Raw genomic sequence first — 20171 nt, 5'->3', positions numbered from 1 at the left:
GACTCAAGATGGCAGATGATATAATATTCTTACACGCACCAAGCGTTTACGACTTCAGAAAGAAGCCCATATTCTATGGGCCGGTCAGTGACGTGGTCCCATCCACGCCGGTGTTCGAGATGTATCCGATAGGATTCATGACGATGTCATCGCATCTCGAGGCTGCGGGATTCAGGACAAGGATAGTCAACATCGCTGTGCAGATGCTTCAGAGCAAGGATTTCGATGTGGAGAAACGCATCAAATCATTGCATGCGAAGGTCTACGCCATCGATCTCCATTGGATGCCGCATTGTCACGGTGCTGTGGAATTGGCAAAGATAGTCAAGAAGTACCATCCTGATGCCATAGTCGAGTTCGGAGGATTCTCATCATCATACTTCTACGAGGAACTCTTGGCGATGCCATGGATCGACATGGTCATGCGCGGGGATTCCACAGAGATCCCTCATGTCAAGCTGATGCAGGCGTTGGAGAAGGGATGTACTGATTTCTCGAATATCCCGAACCTTGCATGGAAGGATAAGGATGGTAAGGTCCATGTGAATGAGGTATCATTCATACCGGATGATCTGGATTGGGTGAAGTTCGATTACGGTACGATGATCAAGAACACCATGAAACACATGGACATAAAGGGTGCCCTCCCATGGCTTGGGTGGGACAAACTCCCTATGTTGTCCGTTTTCACGGTAAGGGGATGTTCGCTCAACTGTGCGGAGTGCGGAGGTTCGCATGAAGCCAATAAGAGACTTCTCTGTAGAGGAAAAGCAGCATTCAGGAGTCCTGAGAAATTAGCTGAGGACATAGCTGCGGCTGGAGATTACCTGAAGACGCCTGTCTTCATCATAGGTGATCCGAGACAGGGAGGGAAGGACTATGCCGAGCGTCTCTTCAAGAACATCCATGACCTTGGGGTCGATAATCACATAGCATTCGAGATATTCTTGCCTGCTGGTGACGAGTTCTTCAGCATGGTCAATCATTATATTGGGGAGTATTCGATGGAATTCTCACCGGATTCACATGATGAGGTCGTCAGATTGGCCATGGGCAAGGGTTATGACAACCGTTCGATAGAGAAGACGGTGACATCATCATTCAACAATGGATGTACTCGTTTCGATCTCTTCTACATGACAGGATTGCCATCACAGACGAGGGAATCCGCATTGGACAGTGTTAGGGCTGCGAAAGGATTGTGGGATTCCGTCAAGAAGGATGACGGACTCTTCATCTACAACGCACCATTCGCACCATTCGTCGATCCTGGGAGCAGGGCATTCGAGGATCCTGAGAAATGGGGATACAGATTCTTCGCAAGGACGCTGGAGGAGCACAGGACATTGCTTGAGAACCCATCATGGAAGCTCGTATTGTCCTATGAGACCAAATGGATGAACAGGGATCAGATCGCAGAGACATCGTATGACTGTGCGAACGAGCTTGCCAAGATAGAGTTCGAGGCCGGACGTATCCCTGAGGAGATGTACACCTCACGTGTGGAGAGGACAGAGTATGCACGTGATGTCATGAGAAGGATCGACGAGATCATGACGATAAAGGATGACGCCGAGCGTAATGATAAGCTCTGGGGAATCAAGAGGGAAGGTGAGGAATTGATGAACTCGACCATCAACAACAAGAAGGATCTCGATTGGCTTACCGGTTCCATTTGGTCCAATGCACCTCGCGTCGCAGCAGGATTGCTCAAATCCTATCTTCCATTCAACAGAGGTAAGAGAAGGATCTGTCAGTGACGGTCCCGTTACAATATTCTATATAATTATAATAATAAAAGAAGGGGCAAGGACATCAGTCCTTGCTCATCTCCTTCGATTTCACTGCGCTAGCTTTCACAGCATTTATCAGCGCGGCTCTGAGGTTGGATTCCTCGAGTACCTTGACGCCCTCTATCGTCGTACCTCCAGGGGAGCATACGCTATCTTTGAGAACATCGGGATGAAGGCCCGTCTCCAGGTACGTCTTGGCTGAACCGAGCATGGTCTGTGCTGCGAGTCTGAGAGCGAGATCCCTTGGGAGTCCCATCAGGACACCTCCGTCCGCAAGCGCATCGATGACCATGAACATGTATGCAGGGGAACTTCCACTCAATCCGGTGACAGCATCGATCTTGTCCTCGGATATCTCGAATGACATGCCTATCGCATTCAATATGGACTCTACGATCGTGGCATCCTCTCTTGTTGCATTGGTGCCCAAAGTGAAACTCGAAGCTCCTTCGAGTACTGTGCTGCAAACATTGGGCATAACCCGTACGAATTTACAGTCTGGCACATACTTTTCTAAGGTACTGATTTTGACCCCTGCGGCCACACTTATGATGAGCTTTTTCGTAGTTATGGCTTCGATATTCGTAACAAGAACATCCTTCACCTGATTCGGCTTCACGGCGATGATGATGACATCCGACCCCTCGAAGACCGGCTTAGCATCGAGGAAGCATTCTACTCCGATCCCCTCTTCGACCCTCTTCTTCGTGGATTCCGTTCTGCAGCATGCGATGATATCATCCTTGGCACAGAGACCTTTTGCGATGATGCCTTCCATCATGGCAGTCGCCATCTTCCCAGCACCGATGAAACCTATCCTCATAGACATGTTATCGATTAGACAATCCGTTCCTGCTGTTATATATTCTTGTCCGTCCACTTGCTTTTCCCCTTTTTAACCTATAATAATAGAACGTGCGCGAGAAAGGGTTTTAATAATTATATGGCCTGCATGAAGACCAATGTCACTAGTTGTGAATTATCTACCATGGTTCGTCCTGGCGATATTGTCGTTCGGGTTCGCACCATTGGCATGGTTCGTTTCGAGGTTCATTAGGCCTACGAGAGTAACTGCGTGGCAGGATAAGACCTATGAATGCGGTTCTGAACCTATTGGTCAGGCACGTGTTCAGTTCAGGTTCCAGTACTATTCGTTCGGTATCATCTTCGTCGTTTTCGACCTGGTTGCTACCTTCCTTATGGTCTGGTCCGTAGCTTTCTCGAGTCTCTCTGACATCGGGAAATGTTGGGTTATCCTGTTCCTCGGTATGCTTCTCTTAGGAGTGGCTTACGCTCTGAAAAAGGAGGAAACCATATGGATATGAGCCTTTACCCACATGCCGTTGCTATGAGCGCAGATGAGTTCATGACCTGGTCATCGGCAATGATCAACGATATGTTGAGCGCCGGTACCAAAAGGGCAGTCGACAAATTGACTGGTCCTGTATGGGCATGGGCTATGAGGAACTCAATGCACCCTCTGCATTTCGGACTTGCATGCTGTGCTATCGAGATGGCAGCAGCATCGGCACCGAAATATGATGCAGAACGTGTCGGTATGATCTACCGTTCTTCCCCTAGGCAGACAGATATCCTGCTCATCAATGGATGGATCTCCAAGAAGCTCCGTCCGGATATCAGGCGTCTGTATGAGGCTATCCCCCAACCTAAATGGGTCGTAGCTATGGGAGAATGTGCGATCTCCGGAGGTCCTTGGTATGATTCCTACAACATCATCCAGGGTCTTGATCAGATCGTTCCTGTGGATGTCTACATCCCCGGTTGTCCGATCAAGCCTGATGCGATGATCGATGGATTCCTACTTTTGCAGAAGAAGATCGACGCCTACTTCAGAAGAGGCGTATTCGCGGTGGATGATTGATCATGGATGCACCGAGTTATGAAGAGACGATCGCAATGATCAGGGGCACTTTCGGAGACAAAGTCGTCTTCAAAGAGTCCACTAAGAAGAATGTCAAAGCGATCAACGAGAAGAGAAGGATCTACATGTCGACGGATAGGGAGACCATCTACGACCTCTGTAAACTCCTCCACGACACACTCAACTACGAGCAGGCGACAAGTGTCTGTGCCGTCGATTACATCGATACGGTCCAGGTCGTTTACCATATAACGAACTACCTCACAGGCATCATGGTCGAGATCACAGTGGATCTGCCTGATGGAGATCTCCACATCCCGTCCGTTGCACTCATCTGGGAGGGAGCCAACTTCCACGAGAGGGAGACATATGAGCTCTTCGGAGTCATATTCGAAGGACACCCCAACCTCAAGAGACTGCTCACACCGACTTCCTATGAGTTCTACCCATTCAGGAAGTCATACAAACTGAGGGGGCAGGAGTAAATGACCGACAATCAGTATGAGAACCGTATGGATACGGACAAGATGTGGATCACGATGGGTCCGCAGCACCCGTTCTCACACGGACTTTGGACCCTCAGGATCAAGGCTGACGGAGAGATCGTCACCGATGCAGAGCCTGAGATCGGATATCTGCACCGCGGATGGGAGAAGGAATGTGAGAACAGGACCTACCCCAAGATCATTCCCATGGCAGACCGTCTCTGTTATTCAGCGTCGATGACATGGTCACACGTCTACTGTAAGGTCGTTGAGGAAGCATTGGACATCGAGGTTCCCGAGAGGGCACAGTACCTCCGTGTGATCGCAGATGAGATCTGTCGTATCCAGTCACACTTGATGTGGTTGGCTGCAGTGGGTACCGACCTTGGTAACCTGACAGTGTTCCTTTGGGCACTCAGGGAGAGGGAGTTCTTCCTCGATCTTAACGTCAGACTCTGCGGTCAGAGGCTTACTACCAACTATCCCCGTATCGGAGGTGTCAGGAACGATATGCCTTACTACTTCGAGAGGGACTGCATGAGATGCGTAGAGAGGTTCGAACAGGTCGGACTTCCTGAGATCCTCAAGCTTTCCACCGATTCCTCGCCGTTCGTAGGACGTATGAAGGGAATCGGATACATCACAGCCAAAGATGTCGCCAACTGGGGAGTCACCGGTCCGGCGATGAGGGGTTGCGGTGTCGATTACGATGTACGTAGGGACGATCCCTATGATGCATACGGAGAACTCGAATTCGAGGTCCCCGTCCTCAACAAGAACAGCACGAAGGGTGGAGACACCTATGACAGGTTCCTCATCAGGATTGAGGAGATGTATCAATCCTGTGAGATAATCAGACAGTCATTCAAGAAGCTCCAGAGCCTTCCGAAGGAAGCCCCGAGCCGTGTGAAAGTGCCGAGATGTGTTCCCGCAGGAACCCATGTAGCGAAGATCGAGGATCCCCGTGGAGAGAGTATAATGTATCTCGTATCCGACGGTACGGACAAGCCATACAGGCTCAAGGTCCGCAGTCCGATCTTCGTCAACGTCTCCGCATCCAAGCACATGGTGCAGGGAGTGAGGATCGCAGATATCCCATCGATCATGGCCATGATCGATATGTGTCTCGGAGAGACGGACAGGTGATGACATGGGATACAGCAGCATATTAGATTGGATTGTGTACAACAATCCGCTAGACAACACGCATTACCCCTTCGGTGATGTGTACAACCTGCCGTACGATATCGGTTACAAACTCAGTGAGGTCCTGTTGGGCCTTCTCGCATGGCTGATCAACCTGATCGTCCCTGGTAACTGCGTCTCGGAATTCCTTGTCGACGATGGAATGATGAACGGACTCACACTCGTGATGATGGCCGTCGTCATATTCGCCATCGGTTTCGTCATCAACCTGACGATGATCTGGGAAGAGCGTAAGATCCTCGGAAGGGTCATGGACAGGCGTGCTACAAAGATTGGTCCTCTCGGATATTTCCAGTGTCTGGCTGACGGTCTTAAGACATTCATGAAGGAGAACATCGCACCCAAAGCGATCGACAAGAAGATCTACTGGTGGGGCCTCTCGCTCGTCATCGGTACATCGGTCCTCTTGGCGTGTATGGTGCCTCTCTCCGAAAGGTGGTTCATCGTAGATTACAAGGTAGGTCTTCTGATCCTCTTCGGTATCTTCGCATTGGCGCCTTTCCTCATCCTGTGTGCAGGATGGTCACAGAACAACAAGTACTCCCTTATCGGAGGTATGAGGGCAGCCGAGCTTATGATCTCATACGAGGTCCCGATGCTCATAATCCTTGCCTCAACATGTCTCCTTGCAGGAAGTTACGGTATCAACGACATCATCAGCTTCCAGAATGACCACATGTGGTTCATCGTCCCTGAGATCATCGGTTTCTTCGTGTTCTTCATCTGCGCTATCGCAGAGTCGGAGCGTGTGCCTTTCGATCTTTCGGAAGCAGAGGCTGAGCTCGTCGAAGGATGGCAGACAGAGTATGCCGGTATGAAATGGGGTCTCATCATGTTGGGAGACTACTTCAGAGGATACGTGGCATGCGCATTCATCGTCATCCTGTTCCTCGGCGGATGGGCAATTCCCACATTCCCAACGGACTGGTGGGGTGCTGAGATCATGTTCGTACTGAAGGTCTGTTTCGTGTTCGCATTCTTCGCGATCGCAAGGGGTGCAATGCCTCGTGTCAGGACAGACCAGATCGTCAACCTCGGTTGGAAGGTCCTTATGCCTTTGGCCGTCGTTAACCTCGCGATCGTCGTCGCGATAAAGATGGTAGGGTGGATGTGATGCCGATGAAAATGTTAGACAAATACGCCAACAAGAAGTTCAGGGGCCAGGGAATAATCGTCCCCATGGTAGCATCCATCAGAAGGATGTTCAAGTCGACGATCCACAGACCCGTGACTATCATGTATCCCTACGAGAAAGAGTGGGTGCCGGATAACTATCGCGGACGCCCGGGTCTCGTATTCGACAAATGTCTGGGATGCGGTATCTGTGTCAGGGCATGCCCTACGACCTGTATCGAGTTGGTCGACGTGGCGGATGACGATGGTAACATGGTCAAGAGGCCACAGGTCAACGTCGGAAGATGTATGATGTGCGGTTACTGCGCAGAGTACTGTCCTGTAGACGCTATGACCACTACTACGGATTACGAACTTGCAGAGTTCACGAGACAGGGTCTCATCTACGATCCGAGAAGGCTCGCCTTCGAAGGAACGAACGAGATGATGGAGGTCCACCTCGAAGAGCACTTGTTGTCCAACCTCGCAAAGGGTGTAGAGGACAAGCCTACGGCATTCTACAAGACAGACAGACCTGTCCTTGAGGAATCGAAGTGCATCAGTTGTCAGAAATGTGCAAAGGTCTGCCCGGTCAACGCCATCGAGATGGTCGTTGTAGGTAAGAACGACAAGGGAAGGGACATAAAGCACCCCAAGATCGACAACACGACCTGTGTCTGCTGTGAGAACTGTATTATCAGTTGCCCCAAGGAGGCACTGAAGATTGAGGAGGTGCTGTGATGCCTACTGCAAACGACATCATCGACAGCGTTTGGGATGGATTGGTCTCGGCATGGGCTTGGATCAATGGCAACTGGGACGCAGTCGCATTCATCGTATTGGCATTGCTAGCAATACTTGCAGCAATTCATGTTGTAACATCGAAAGAGATCATGCACAGTGCGTTCTACCTGGCATTCGTCTTCGTCTGCGTTGCAGCGACGTACTACTTCTTGAACGCTGAGTTCATAGGAGCTGTCCAGGTGGTCGTCTATGTCGGAGCTATCACTATCCTTTACGCATTCAGCATCATGCTGACGAGAAGGACCATCAAAGAGGGTGATTCCGATGAGTAAGAAAGCGTTAATGGGAGGCGTCTTCGCATTGGCCATGGTGGCTATCATCATAGTCGGTGTAACGACGATCGATTGGGGATTCGAGACAAACGATGAACCTGTGAGCGTACCCTTCGCACCTGAAGCGGACGGTAGCCTCTCGCACGACAGTATCAACTACGTCCTTTTCGAGGAGTGGGGCCCTGTCATGTTGATCCTCGGAGCAGTCATGTTCGGAGCGATCATCGCAGGAGTGACGCTGTCCAAAGAGGATGATGATGAAGAGGAGGGAAAACAATGATTCCAATGGAATTCTTCCTCGTTTTCGCAGGCATCCTGTTCTGTCTAGGTCTCTACGGTATGATGACGACTGACAAGGCACTCGTCGCATTGATGAGCGTCGAGCTCATGCTCAACGCAGCCAACGTCAACTTCATCACGTTCGCAGCATACCACGTCGGAGCGGATGCAACGATCGGTAACATCTTCGTACTCATGTCGATAGCAATAGCAGCAGCTGAGGTCGCAGTCGGTATCGCACTGATCCTCAACGCATACAAGATCAGGGGATCCTCCAGCACGGATGATCTCACAACTATGAGGTGGTAAACATGATAATGGATTACGCATGGCTTATACCCTGCCTTCCGATCCTGTGCTTCGTCATAGTCGGTCTGTTAGGCTGGAAGATGCGCGAAGGTGGCGGATTCGTCGCTATCCTTGGTGCAGCAGCAGCCTGTGTGCTGTCAATACTCGTCGCTTATGAGTTCATCTCAGGCGATTACACAAGCTACACGTATGACATGAAATGGCTGATCATCGGTAATTTCGAGATCAACTTCGGAGTCTATATCGACGGCCTTACATGCATAATGATGCTGTTCTCGTCATTCATCTCCACGATGATCTTCGTGTACTCCATCGGATACATGGATGATCAGGGTGCGAAGAAGACGAGGTACTACGGTGAGATCTCACTCTTCCTTACAGGAATGCTTGGACTCATCGTCTCAAGCAACTTCCTCCAGATGTTCATCTTCTGGGAGATCATGGGACTCTGTTCCTACCTCCTGATCGGATTCTGGAGCTACGACCATCCTGAAGCCAAGGAGAAATCATCGGCCGCAAAGAAGGCTTTCCTCGTTACACGTGCCGGTGATGTCTGTCTTATGGGTGGACTGTTCATCATGCTCTACCTCTTCAAATCACTCGACTATGTCAACATCTTCGACATGTCAGCGATCCAGAGCGTAGCTGCAAGCGAGCCTATCCTCCTCACACTCGCAGGACTTCTCGTCTTCGGCGGTGTGATCGGTAAGAGCGCACAGTTCCCTCTGCACGACTGGTTGCCGGATGCGATGGCTGGTCCTACGACCGTCTCCGCACTTATCCATGCAGCAACGATGGTCAAGGCCGGAGTATATCTCACGGCAAGGGCGATGCCCCTCTACGTTTTCAACGCAGAGTACGGACAGAACGTGCTTCTGTTCATCGGTTTCATCGGTGGATTCACTGCAATATTCGCAGCATCGATGGCACTCAACAATTTCAACATCAAGAAAGTGCTCGCATATTCGACACTCTCACAGCTCGGTTACATGATCCTAGCTCTCGGAGCAGGAGGATGGTTGATGGCTGAAGGCTATGCCACAGGCGACCACCACCTCATCGCACTCGGAGCACTCGGTTACCTCGCAGGTGTCTTCCACATGCTGAACCACGCGTTCTTCAAGGGTCTCCTGTTCCTTTGTTCCGGATCGGTCATCCACTGTACCGGTACGGAGGACATGCGCCTCATGGGCGGACTGCTCAAGAAGATCCCGGTCACAGGTTGGACGATGCTCTGTGGATGTATCTCCATCGCCGGAGTCCCGATCTTCAGCGGATTCTGGTCCAAGGATATGGTCCTCGAGGCAGCCATGAATGCAGGATCGAACGGAGAGACATTCTTCGTCGTGCTCTTCGCACTCGGAATCGTCACAGCGTTCATGACAGCATTCTACATGTTCCGTATGTGGTTCATGACATTCACCGGAGAACCCGGAGAGAATGCAAAGCACTGTCACCATGAATCGAAGATCATGGTATCACCTCTTGTGATCCTTGCGGTATTCGCACTGTTCTCAGGACTCCTCGTGTTCGCAGGACTCGGCTCCCTCGTGGAGAACGCACTCACTGCCATGGGATTCCCCAGCATCGAGATGGAGACCGGAGAAGAGATCGCAGAGGCAATCTTCTCGAACGTATGGACATACGTATCCATCGCACTCGCATTGATCGGTATCCTTCTTGCGTACCTCATGTACACCAGGAAGGCCATCAACCCCGGAAAGTTCAACAGGAACGGAGAGTCTGCATTGTACAAGCTCCTTGCTAACAGGTACTTCTTCCCTCAGCTCTATGATCAGATCTCATGGAAGCTCGGTGCAGGTATAGCAAAGGGTGTGGATGCATTCGACAGGAACATCATCGACGGCACGGTCAACGGCCTGTCCAACGCAGTCATCGGAAGCGGTGATGTCGTCAGCAGGATGGAGACCGGACACGTACGTGACTACGCAACGGTCGTCGTTGCAGGAGTCGTGGTCCTGATTCTCGTATTCGCGATCGTATTCTGTGCGGGAGGTATGTAAAATGGATATGTTGATATTCCTACTCGCAATCCCGTTGATCGGAGCCGTTCTTACGCTCCTTATGGGCAATGAGAGAGCAAAATACGCAAAATTCGTCGCATTGGCATTCTCTGCGGCAACACTCGTCATCGCAGTGGCGCTCCTCTTCATGCAGGACGATTACGCTACAATGGGCATGAACGAGGTCTGGATCAAGACTGACTTCTTCCAGTTCAACTTCAAGCTTGCGATAGACGGACTCAGCATCCTCATGGTATTCCTCACGGCACTCCTTGTGTTCGTCGTAGGATTATTCTCATACGAGGAGAACGACAGACCGAACTACTACCACACGTTGCTCCTTCTCATGGAGCTCGGACTCATGGGAGTCTACCTCTCGGCAGACTACTTCCTCTTCTACATCATGTGGGAGGTAACACTGATTCCGATGTACTTCATGATCTCATGGTACGGAGGACCACGCAGACACTACTCTGCGATCAAGTTCTTCATCTACACGCACGTGGCATCGCTCGTGATGTTGCTCGGTATCTTCATCATGGTCTTCACAGCCGGAGGCAACTTCGACTTCGCAGCAGTGACCGACTACATGAGCACCAACACGGACAAGTGGTTCCAGACCGCAGTCTTCGGATTGCTGTTCTTCGGATTCATCGTCAAGATGCCTATCGTTCCGTTCCACACATGGCTTCCGGATGCACACGTCGAGGCACCTACTGGAGGATCAGTCCTTCTGGCCGGTGTCATGCTTAAGATGGGTTCCTATGGTATCATAAGGATCTGTCTCGAGAACTTCAAGATCGGTGCAGTCGAGTGGCAGTGGGTGATGATCATCCTCGGTATCATCTCGATGATCTACGGTGCATACGCATGTATCGGACAGACCGATCTGAAGAAGATGGTAGCATACTCATCCATCAGTCACATGGGTATGGTGCTCCTCGGTATCGGATGTCTCTCGGAGATCGGTATCGAATTCGCTGTCTTCCAGATGTTCGCACACGGACTCATCACCGCTATCCTCTTCATGGTCTGCGGTCTTGCAGGACACAACATCGGAACGAGAGAGATCCCTCTTCTCGGTGGATTGGCAACGAAGATGCCTAAGTGGGCATTCTTCATGATGTTCGGATTCATGGCATCACTCGGTCTTCCCGGTCTTGTCGGATTCGTCGCAGAGTTCGGTATCCTGTACGCATTCTGGGAGTTCATCGCGAACACGCCTCAGATGTGGATGCTCGTATTCGGAATGCTCTCGATGATGCTCACAGCAGGTTACTACCTCTGGGCAATGCAGAGGACACTCTTCGGAGATCTCACGACAAAGATCGACTTCGAGCACGGTGTACACGGTGGACCTGTCCACGATATCAGCAAGTATGAGTTCGCAGCAATGGCGATCATGATCGTATTGATCGCATTCTTCGGAATCATGCCTGACTACGCAACACGTTTCATCGAGGGCTATGTCTCGATGTTCGCGGGGGTGTTCTGATGGACGTATCATTCCTAACAACTATCTTCAGCGATGCACTGCCAATAGCACCTGAGCTGATCGTGATCGTCGGTGCATTGATCGCACCGTTGTTCTACTTCATCACGAAGGATGGAAAATGGTCAGCGATCATCGCAGAGATCGCTATCATCCTCGCAGCAGCAGTTGCAGCAATTGCACTTGCAGAGGAAAGCATACAGGGCACATACATGGGCCTGTTCAGCCTCGATGCATTCTCGGCATTGATGATGATCCTCTTCCTTACGGTAGTAGGTCTTGTGATCTTCATCTCGCCTCAGAGTGCAGAGACAACGAAACGCTCCGCCGGTGAGTACTACGCGCTCTTGCTCGTCGCACTCGCAGGTATGCTCTTCGTTGCAAGCTCGAACAACCTCCTGACGATCTTCATCGGTGTCGAGACTGTGAGTATCTCCTCATACGCTCTCGCAGCAATGAAGAAGAACGACCCGAGGGCAGCCGAAGCAGGTGTCAAATACCTGATTATCGGAGGTCTCTCCTCAGGACTCACACTCTACGGTATCTCAATGATTTATGGTCTCACCGGAAGCATCAATCTCGCAGAGATTGGCGCATCGATCGGTGCGATGGACTCATGGAACTTCCCGTTCCTGATCGGTCTCATTGCAATGATCGCTGGTTACGGATTCAAGATCTCGGCAGTACCGTTCCACATGTGGGCACCTGATGTGTATGAGGGTGCATCGACACCTGTCTCGACATTCCTGGCAACAGGTTCGAAGAAGATGGGATTCGTCGTGCTCTTCAAGATCTTCCTCGTGTTGTTCGTAGTCGCGAACGCAACGAAGTTCGGAACGGAGGAGATGCAGTACATCTTCGCCTTCATCGCAGCCATCACGATGACTGTCGGTAACATCGTTGCGATCTCACAGGAGAACATCAAGAGGATGCTCGCATACTCGAGTATCGCTCAGGCCGGTTACATCATGATCGCTCTCGCGGTCATGAGTCAGTACGCACTGACTGGTGGTCTCTTCCACATGTTCACACACGTGTTCATGAAGGGAGGAGCATTCATCATCGTCGCAGCATTGATCACAGCAGGTCTCGGAGAGAACATCTCCGATTACAAGGGACTCGCAAAGAGGGCACCGTTGGTTTCAGCATGTATGCTGATCTTCCTGTTCTCACTCGCAGGTATCCCGCCGCTCGCTGGTTTCATGTCGAAGTTCGTCCTCTTCTCGAGTGCGATCTTCGTTGACGGTGCTGTAGTCACCAAATGGCTCTGGCTCGGTCTCATCGCAGTCCTGAACTCAGCTATCTCGCTGTACTACTACGCAAGGGTCGTCAAGGCCATGTACGTGGATGCAGGAGAGAGCACAGAGAGGATCAAGATCAAACCAACACACACGATCGCAATGCTGATCTGTGTCGTTTTCGTGATCTACCTCGGTGTGTTCCCGGACGCATTGATCGATGCATGTGCAAAAGCAGCAGAGGTTCTGTTCACACCCTGATGTGAACAATCGGGCCGGTAACGGCCCGATCCCCAAACATCTTCAATATAATTCTACGGTCGATTCAATTAGTCCAATGAGATTGTACGTGAATGTCCGATAGGACAATGTCCGCTCGCTGGAAAAGAGTTTAAGTACGTCATTACTATCAACACACGATGGCACAGGCCTGGTATGATACGATATCCAAAGAACTCATCATGATCGAAGATGAGATTCATTCGGTGATCCGCTCCAACAATGAGGAGCTCAATGCGATGTGTCACTATACCATCGATTCAGGTGGTAAGAGGATCAGACCTGCCATGTGTGTCCTTGCATATTTGGCATGCGGAGGGAAGGACATATCAAAAGCAGTATCATTGGGTTCTGCCTATGAGATCGTCCATACAGCATCTCTCATTCACGACGATATCAACGATAAGAGTGAGATCAGGCGTGGAAGGAGGACACTTCACAAGGAATTCTGTGTGAGCAAGGCCATAGTCGCCGGTGATTACATGATGGCAAAAGGCTTCCAGGCATTGGGGGCTACAAGCAACGATATCGTGGATGTGATCGTCGAGGCCGCATCACGTATGAGCGAAGGTGAGTTCATACAGAAGGATTTCGAACACATCACCAAGGTCACCGAGGATGATTATTATGAGATCATCAACGGCAAGACCTCGAAGCTCATAGAGGCATGTGCGAAATCAGGTGCATTCCTCGCGGATGCCGAAGACAGATATGTCGATGCCATCGGAGATTACGCTCATGGTATCGGCATGGCATTCCAGATGATCGATGACACCTTGGATGTCATCGGAGACATCAATAATACAGGTAAGAGGGTAGGATTGGACCTCATCGAAGGTAAACCTACCTTACCGACGATCCTTGCGATGAGCGACCCTACATATGGGCCGAGGATAGCAGAGGTCTTCATGAAGACGGAGCCTTCTGAGGAAGAGGTATACGAGGCATTGACGCTCATCAGAAAGACGGATGCCATAGAACTCTGCAGACAGAAAGCGGAAGCGATAATCGATGAGGCCATCGAAAGGATCATGACGATACCTGAGTCGATATACAGGGATTCTTTCGTCTCTCTCGCTAAGTATATCATATCCCGTGATAGGTGATTCCATATGGACAGGCTTACCACAGACATACTCGTTGTGGGTTCCGGTCCCGCTGGTTCCACCGTTGCTAGATATGCAGCAGAGAAAGGCGTACAAGTGACATTCATCGAGAGAAGGCATGAAGTCGGTGTGCCTGTCAGATGCGGTGAATTCTTGCCTGATGTCGACGAGATAAGGACGATGTTCCCTCTCGCTGACGATCTTGAGGGTACGTTCGATCTCCCTAGTGAGATGAAGCTTATCGAGACTGACAGGATAAGATTGGTGAACCCTAAGAACAAGGCAACCGATATCCCGATGAATGGATACACGATAGATCGTGACAGATATGATCAATATCTTGCCGATGAAGCGATCAGATCGGGTGCGACACTCATCAAGGATTGTCTTTTCAAGAATATCGATGGTAACAAAGCTATCACCACTCAGGGTGAGATCGAGTACAAAGTGATCATCGGTGCCGATGGGCCTGGTTCACGCGTAGCGAGGTCATTGGGTCTTCAGAGGAATCATCGTCCGTATCCTGCGGTAACAGCACAGGCTAAGGGGGATTTCGATCCTATCGTCGTGATGTATTTCGGAGGCATAGCGCCTGGTGCGTACAGTTGGATAATACCTAAGAAAGGTCAGGCTAACGTAGGCGTTGGATTCTCACCTAAGTTTGCAGATGGTACACTTAGCGAATATTTCGATAAATTCGCTAAGAAGAACAATTTCGACATAATCACAAAGATCGAAGGCAAACATGTGCCTTCGGAAGGTCCGATACCTAAGACCGTATCTGGTAAAGGTATGGTCGTTGGTGATGCTGCAGGTCATGTCATATCCGTGAACGGAGGGGGAATACCTTTGGCCCGTATCGCAGGCCGTATCTGCGGGAATATTGCTGCAGATAATATTGTCTCAGGACGTCCTCTTCAGGATTATGAAGTGGAATGGCGCAGAGTGATGGAGAAGCCATTGAAGACTGCGGCATTCAATAAGAAATTGGCAGATACCTTCGCATTCAGCGGACCTGAATGGATGGTCACCATGTGCATGGGCATACTCGGAAAGAGACGTATGAACAATCTCATCAGATGCAAACGTATCTTCCCGTGATTCATTTCTTCCTGTGGGATCTCATGGGCGATCCGCATATAGGGCATTCATCCATCTTCTCTTTGTACCATTTCTTGCATCCGATGCATTGGTAGTTCCATCTCTCTACCTTCTTGATGCCTTTGGTACCGATGGCTTTGTAATCGATGCCCATTCTTGCGCATACGTTCTGTATGGAGAAGTCGTCGGAGTAGACGGTGCCTTGAAGATCCAATCCCAATGCGATGACGGTCATATCGACAGGAGATAATCTGCCTAGGTCACCGCTTTTCTTCGCCTCATCCTCTACCTTCTTTAATGATGTTTGTGTGCAATCCGATGTGCGGAGCATATCTCCCCAGAGATCCAATCTTGGATCCTTGTATTTTCTCAATTCGTCGATCACACCAGGCGGACAGATGCATTCCTCTTCAGGAAGGTTCTCCATGGAGAATAATGCGGAACTGTCAAGGATGATTACCATGCGCATAGGAAGTATGGCATGGATAAAAATGTGATGTGGGACCGAAGTCCCAACAAAGGTGTTTCAGCTCTTCATGTAGAAGTTGAGACCACTGCCGATGACTGCGAGTGCACCGCTAGCGATCATCATCCATGCGCCGGCCTCAGCATAGTCGAACATCTTGTATCCGCTGAAGAGTTCCCATGTTCCCCATACGACGACGAGGATGATGACCAGGATACCAAATATGAGTGATGCAGTGTTCCTGATCTTGGAGTCGATCTTCACACCGACCATAGGAAGTACATTGAGAACTGCGATCAGGATTGCAACTATCCATGCAATGAGAGGGCAGAGTCTCTGGAAGTCGTCTGTCTTAAGATCCTCAGTGGCGAATTCCATTCCCGTGTATGTCTTCGAAAGTGTTGTGATGAAGATATCGACACTGAAATCGAACCATGTGAGGAATATCGCGATGATACCAATCAATGCTCCGAGAAGGATCAAGAGGGTACCGATCGAGAATGGTCCTACCATATTCTTCTTTGCCATTTTAATTCCCTTCTGACCGTCCGTGGACGGTACGGGATTATATTGAACAACGCACTATTAAAACTATCTTATTTCGACAATCGGTGATTTATTTATCACAAAAGGATAAATAAGATGGATTGAAAAATAAGTGAAGATCAGTATTTCTTCACCATAGCCACAATGAATTATCAAATGATTTTGGTGATTGAATAAAACATAGGCTATATGTTTTTCTTTCACTATCTGGCTCATTTATTTTGACTATTGGATCGATGTCGATTATTTTTATTTTGGTCGTAATAGTTTTATATGACATAAGGCTAATAAGAGTATGGTATGTATTCTAAGGTCTATAGTCTGAATAGCTAATCGGACTGACGATCTGGGAACGACATACCATGAACGGGAGTTGTGTTATCACTCTCTTAATGAAACAACACGGAGCTGCAGAGAAATGGGACTTATGTTTTGTTCAATCACCGTGAATGAAGATAATAGAACCTTCTCTGGCGACTTCGAAAGGTGTGTAGAGCACCTTCAATTCGCTCCCGTTCGGAATACTTTAGCACCAGTTGGTGCAAACGCCGGGAGGTTCAGATCACCAAGCCTCTCGACGTATCTCCGAGAGAGGTAGAATAAAATGAAATCAACAATGAAATCGGCGTTCGCATTCATCGCGGTCGCCCTAATGATCATGGTCGCAGTCGTACCTATGGTCTCCGTATTCACTGAGGAGAACGGTGTCGATGCAGCGGCTTCAACAAATTCGGGAGTAAGCGACATCAAAGTCCAGCTCTTCGAGAAGAAAGATTCAACAGAGCCTGCTAGCTATTATGCAGATCTCATTTACTGTAGCAACAACACTCACAACTTGCCAAAATCCGTCAACGCCACACAATATGTGGAGATGAAGGGTGGAGTTTGGATGAACGTGGATGAGAAGAGTGCTGACTACGGAAAGTTCCTTACATACGGTAAGACTGGAATGACGACAGCACAGATTCTCGCACAATCAGAAGAAGGCGGAAATTGGTTGCCTCTCATCCAGGTGTCTGCAACATATAATTCAGCATTCAACTGGAATGTCTCTGTGACTAAGGATGGCGGCGCCTCATATGGGGAATCTGGAGATATCAAACTTCAAAAGGAAGGATATGATGGTACAAAATACTCATTCCCTGCAACTCAGGTCGTTTCCACAATAAAGATTTCACAGGCTGCTGCCACCGACAGTGCATACATGGGCCTTGGCGAAAATATTGTTGGCAAGTATGTCGTTGATGTAAAAGTCAACGGCGTCTCTGAGAAAAAAGAAACATTGACAATCGGCGATTATGTAAAAATCAGTGGAATTCTTTCTCCAGCATATGGAACTTATGCAATCGCAGGTGCAACAATCAAATACACCGTGGATGGAAAAGAAGAAACTGCAGTCTCAAAAGAGACCGGAGTATATGATTTCAAAGTCCTAAAGGGCAGTGTCGTGGTCTTTAAGAGTATTACATACCCTGGTGATGTGTTCACATTCAAGGGATTAAAGAGCCTTGGTACAGTAACATCTGATAAGGTTCTCGAGATCAAGGCGGAACAATCCGTTACAACTGTAATCGTGAATGACAATTCATCGACAGCTGTTCCAATCAAAGATGCAAAACTTACATTGTCATGGTATCAAGAGAAAGAAAATGGAAGTGGCAAATATTATGTCAAGTTGGTGTCTGGTGTAGCAAAAATCTGTGGAAATTCAGATAAAAATGGCGTAATTTCTGTCGCATACATCAAACCTACAGTCGAAGAGGGATACAAAGCAATTCTTGTAGGTACTGCTTCACTTGCTTCTGGCGATTACTACACATTCGATGCGAATTCTGTTACTCAGAACACAAGTGGTGAGGGTACCTCTATTGCATCACAACTTACAAAAGAAGGAACTAAGATCATCTACAGTGAATCAGAAACTTCACCAACATTCAAAGCAAAAGAATCAACATTGACTGTTACCGTGAAAGAAGCAGGCGATGAAAACTTTGTAGTGGGTGCTACTGTAACTGCGTCATTCTATGAAGTGAAAGATTCAACAACTTCAGGTAAAAAAGACATTAAATCACTTGCAGGTTCAATCAAATCCATCGGAACCACGGGTGAAGAAGGAACAGTTAAACTTACGTATGTCGCACCTACAGGTACAGCGGGCTACAGTGCATATATGCTGATCAGTGCAACATCTGCGCCTGGATTTACATTTGCTAATAAGATTGCATTGACTACGGGAAGCACTGTAGATACAATCGAAAAACAGATTGAGGGTTGTAGTGCGACAGTAGCTATTACTGCTGGTTCACCTAGTCCTGTTGTAAAAGCAAAAGAAACAGCATTTAGGGTGGATGTTAAAGCAACAAATGTACCTGCAGGCAAATCTGTAACATTCAATTACACAGATGGAATTGGTACGTCGGTCGTATCAGGAAAAGCAACTGCTTCGTCAAGTTATGTGACTGCATGTTTCTATGTCCTTAAAGACAAATCGCCTGCAATTACTGCAACACTTGACGGATATGTGCTTAAGTGTGGCAAATATACCACATGGACTGTTCCCACAGTAACAGGCGATATTTCAACACCAATTGAATTTGTCGCAACTTCCACAACAGAGACAATAAGTCTTGGCATACCGAATGTATATGGTAGTGATGGAAAAGTCACTAATGTATCAACAGGTCAGAGGTTTTCAGTATCACTTCCTAGTATTGCGGACAATAAACCTGTAACATTCGAATATACAGTTGATGGTGTTACATATAAGAACACAGTTCTTTCTAAAGATGGTATAGCTTCATTGTATGTCTACTCCTGGAATTCGATCATTGCATTCACATCTGTCACAGCACCTGGATATACAGTTTCCATTGTGGATGGTGCGATAGCTGATGGCCCTGCCAAAGTTATCAAAGAATACACAATCACATTCAAAGATGGATCAGCTGCAACAGCTAATGTTGTTGTAGGAATCGATGTCGCAGTCTACCTTGATGTGGATAAAGCACCTATAGCAACAGTTAAGGCAAATGCAATTGGTGTTGCTAAATTCAAGACAGAAGAAATAGGTGCAAAGATGGTGTACTTTAAGTGCAACGGTGTCTTTGTTAGCAAAGTATTTGTTGACACCACGTTTGCATATGATGTAGATATCAGTGCAGCGATTAAAGCAGCACCTGTCAAAGTGACAGAATATACTGTTAATTACTTCGCAACAGATGTCAATGCAAATGCCAGCGATTCAGACCACACTGCATACTCAATGATTATGGCCCCACAGATTGTCAATGTCGGTTCGGATGTCAAGATCAATGCACCTGAGGTTAGCGGATACAAATTCGTTGGATGGATGATGGACGGAAAGATTGTTAGCGCCGATGCGGAATACACACTCAATGTCACTACCAATCCATTAGAAAAGGTCAATGCAATATATGAGCAGCACCTTGTATCCGAACCAAAGGATGGCGGCATCGATTCGACAACATTGATCATCGGAATCGCAGCAGTTGTCATCGCACTCATTGCAGTGATATATGCTGTAATCCAGAAGAAGCAGTGATAATACAAAGAAGAGGGCTACGATGTCATCTTATTTTCATGTGAGGTATGGCATGTATTCAAACGAAGATGTGCCGTCGAATCATATGTTCGAACTTGATGATGTCGTGGACCTTTTCACCTCATTACATGAGGTGTCGCATACGAAAGAGAACCCAGAAGGAGGTCCTTGGTGATACCTTCATGATGTGAAGGATTGAGGGCCCCCAAGGGGG

Annotated in this window: 19 protein-coding genes; 16 read left to right on the top strand and 3 right to left on the bottom strand. The window is 48.6% G+C overall.

Features of this window, described 5'->3' with window-relative positions; genetic code table 11:
- The first annotated feature begins 8 nt into the window (after positions 1-8).
- The gene (locus ACI2NF_RS01280; RefSeq protein WP_400210972.1) at positions 9-1760 is read left to right on the top strand and encodes a TIGR04190 family B12-binding domain/radical SAM domain protein; all 1752 of its coding nucleotides are present in this window, start codon (positions 9-11) and stop codon (positions 1758-1760) included.
- Between the two features lie 55 nt (positions 1761-1815).
- Here ACI2NF_RS01280 and proC read toward each other — a convergent pair whose 3' ends face one another.
- Positions 1816-2622, bottom strand: coding sequence for a pyrroline-5-carboxylate reductase (gene proC, locus ACI2NF_RS01275; RefSeq protein ID WP_400210971.1), 807 nt, complete (start codon positions 2620-2622; stop codon positions 1816-1818).
- Positions 2623-2755: 133 nt separating this feature from the next.
- Here proC and ACI2NF_RS01270 point away from each other — a divergent pair, with 133 nt between their 5' ends.
- The 14 genes from ACI2NF_RS01270 to ACI2NF_RS01205 all read left to right on the top strand — a co-directional run bounded on the left by ACI2NF_RS01270 (position 2756) and on the right by ACI2NF_RS01205 (position 15383).
- Complete coding sequence (locus ACI2NF_RS01270; protein ID WP_177971211.1) at positions 2756-3118, top strand: NADH-quinone oxidoreductase subunit A; 363 nt, start codon at positions 2756-2758, stop codon at positions 3116-3118.
- A complete protein-coding gene (locus ACI2NF_RS01265; RefSeq protein ID WP_177971208.1) occupies positions 3109-3675 on the top strand; it encodes an NADH-quinone oxidoreductase subunit B in 567 nt (188 codons plus the stop codon). The genes ACI2NF_RS01270 and ACI2NF_RS01265 overlap by 10 nt, the downstream gene beginning before the upstream one ends.
- 2 nt (positions 3676-3677) lie before the next feature.
- A complete protein-coding gene (locus ACI2NF_RS01260) occupies positions 3678-4160 on the top strand; it encodes an NADH-quinone oxidoreductase subunit C (protein WP_400149349.1) in 483 nt (160 codons plus the stop codon).
- A complete protein-coding gene (locus ACI2NF_RS01255; RefSeq protein ID WP_400201818.1) occupies positions 4161-5306 on the top strand; it encodes an NADH-quinone oxidoreductase subunit D in 1146 nt (381 codons plus the stop codon).
- 4 nt (positions 5307-5310) lie between these two features.
- Positions 5311-6480, top strand: coding sequence for a complex I subunit 1/NuoH family protein (locus ACI2NF_RS01250; RefSeq protein ID WP_400149347.1), 1170 nt, complete (start codon positions 5311-5313; stop codon positions 6478-6480).
- 5 nt (positions 6481-6485) lie between these two features.
- Positions 6486-7220: a 4Fe-4S binding protein gene (locus tag ACI2NF_RS01245; protein WP_400149345.1), complete on the top strand. Its 735-nt coding sequence runs from the start codon at positions 6486-6488 to the stop codon at positions 7218-7220.
- A complete protein-coding gene (locus tag ACI2NF_RS01240) occupies positions 7220-7555 on the top strand; it encodes an NADH-quinone oxidoreductase subunit J (RefSeq protein ID WP_177971200.1) in 336 nt (111 codons plus the stop codon). Before ACI2NF_RS01245 ends, ACI2NF_RS01240 begins: the two co-directional genes overlap by 1 nt.
- A complete protein-coding gene (locus ACI2NF_RS01235) occupies positions 7548-7835 on the top strand; it encodes a hypothetical protein (protein WP_177971198.1) in 288 nt (95 codons plus the stop codon). The genes ACI2NF_RS01240 and ACI2NF_RS01235 overlap by 8 nt, the downstream gene beginning before the upstream one ends.
- Complete coding sequence (nuoK, locus tag ACI2NF_RS01230; RefSeq protein ID WP_177971196.1) at positions 7832-8143, top strand: NADH-quinone oxidoreductase subunit NuoK; 312 nt, start codon at positions 7832-7834, stop codon at positions 8141-8143. Before ACI2NF_RS01235 ends, nuoK begins: the two co-directional genes overlap by 4 nt.
- Positions 8144-8145: 2 nt before the next feature.
- On the top strand, positions 8146-10167 hold the full coding sequence (locus tag ACI2NF_RS01225) for an NADH-quinone oxidoreductase subunit 5 family protein (protein ID WP_400151581.1): 2022 nt from the start codon (positions 8146-8148) through the stop codon (positions 10165-10167).
- A gap of 1 nt (position 10168) precedes the next feature.
- Complete coding sequence (locus ACI2NF_RS01220; RefSeq protein ID WP_400146786.1) at positions 10169-11662, top strand: complex I subunit 4 family protein; 1494 nt, start codon at positions 10169-10171, stop codon at positions 11660-11662.
- The gene (locus ACI2NF_RS01215; RefSeq protein ID WP_400146784.1) at positions 11662-13158 is read left to right on the top strand and encodes an NADH-quinone oxidoreductase subunit N; all 1497 of its coding nucleotides are present in this window, start codon (positions 11662-11664) and stop codon (positions 13156-13158) included. Before ACI2NF_RS01220 ends, ACI2NF_RS01215 begins: the two co-directional genes overlap by 1 nt.
- A gap of 158 nt (positions 13159-13316) precedes the next feature.
- Entirely contained in the window at positions 13317-14282 is a 966-nt protein-coding gene (locus tag ACI2NF_RS01210; RefSeq protein WP_400210970.1) for a polyprenyl synthetase family protein, read from the top strand.
- Positions 14283-14288: 6 nt separating this feature from the next.
- The gene (locus ACI2NF_RS01205; protein ID WP_400210969.1) at positions 14289-15383 is read left to right on the top strand and encodes a geranylgeranyl reductase family protein; all 1095 of its coding nucleotides are present in this window, start codon (positions 14289-14291) and stop codon (positions 15381-15383) included.
- 1 nt (position 15384) lies between these two features.
- Here ACI2NF_RS01205 and ACI2NF_RS01200 read toward each other — a convergent pair whose 3' ends face one another.
- Entirely contained in the window at positions 15385-15846 is a 462-nt protein-coding gene (locus ACI2NF_RS01200; RefSeq protein WP_400201814.1) for an NOB1 family endonuclease, read from the bottom strand.
- Positions 15847-15909: 63 nt separating this feature from the next.
- The gene (locus ACI2NF_RS01195) at positions 15910-16377 is read right to left on the bottom strand and encodes a hypothetical protein (RefSeq protein ID WP_177971733.1); all 468 of its coding nucleotides are present in this window, start codon (positions 16375-16377) and stop codon (positions 15910-15912) included.
- Between the two features lie 676 nt (positions 16378-17053).
- Between ACI2NF_RS01195 and ACI2NF_RS01190 the strand changes: the two genes are divergently transcribed.
- Positions 17054-19957, top strand: coding sequence for a hypothetical protein (locus ACI2NF_RS01190; protein WP_400210968.1), 2904 nt, complete (start codon positions 17054-17056; stop codon positions 19955-19957).
- Positions 19958-20171: the final 214 nt, after the last annotated feature.

It is taken from the genome of Candidatus Methanarcanum hacksteinii, from assembly GCF_964305265.1.
Taxonomy (GTDB): Archaea; Thermoplasmatota; Thermoplasmata; order Methanomassiliicoccales; family Methanomethylophilaceae; genus Methanarcanum; species Methanarcanum hacksteinii.
Note: the sequence above shows the minus strand (reverse complement) of the source record. Positions and strands in the feature narration are given on the sequence as shown.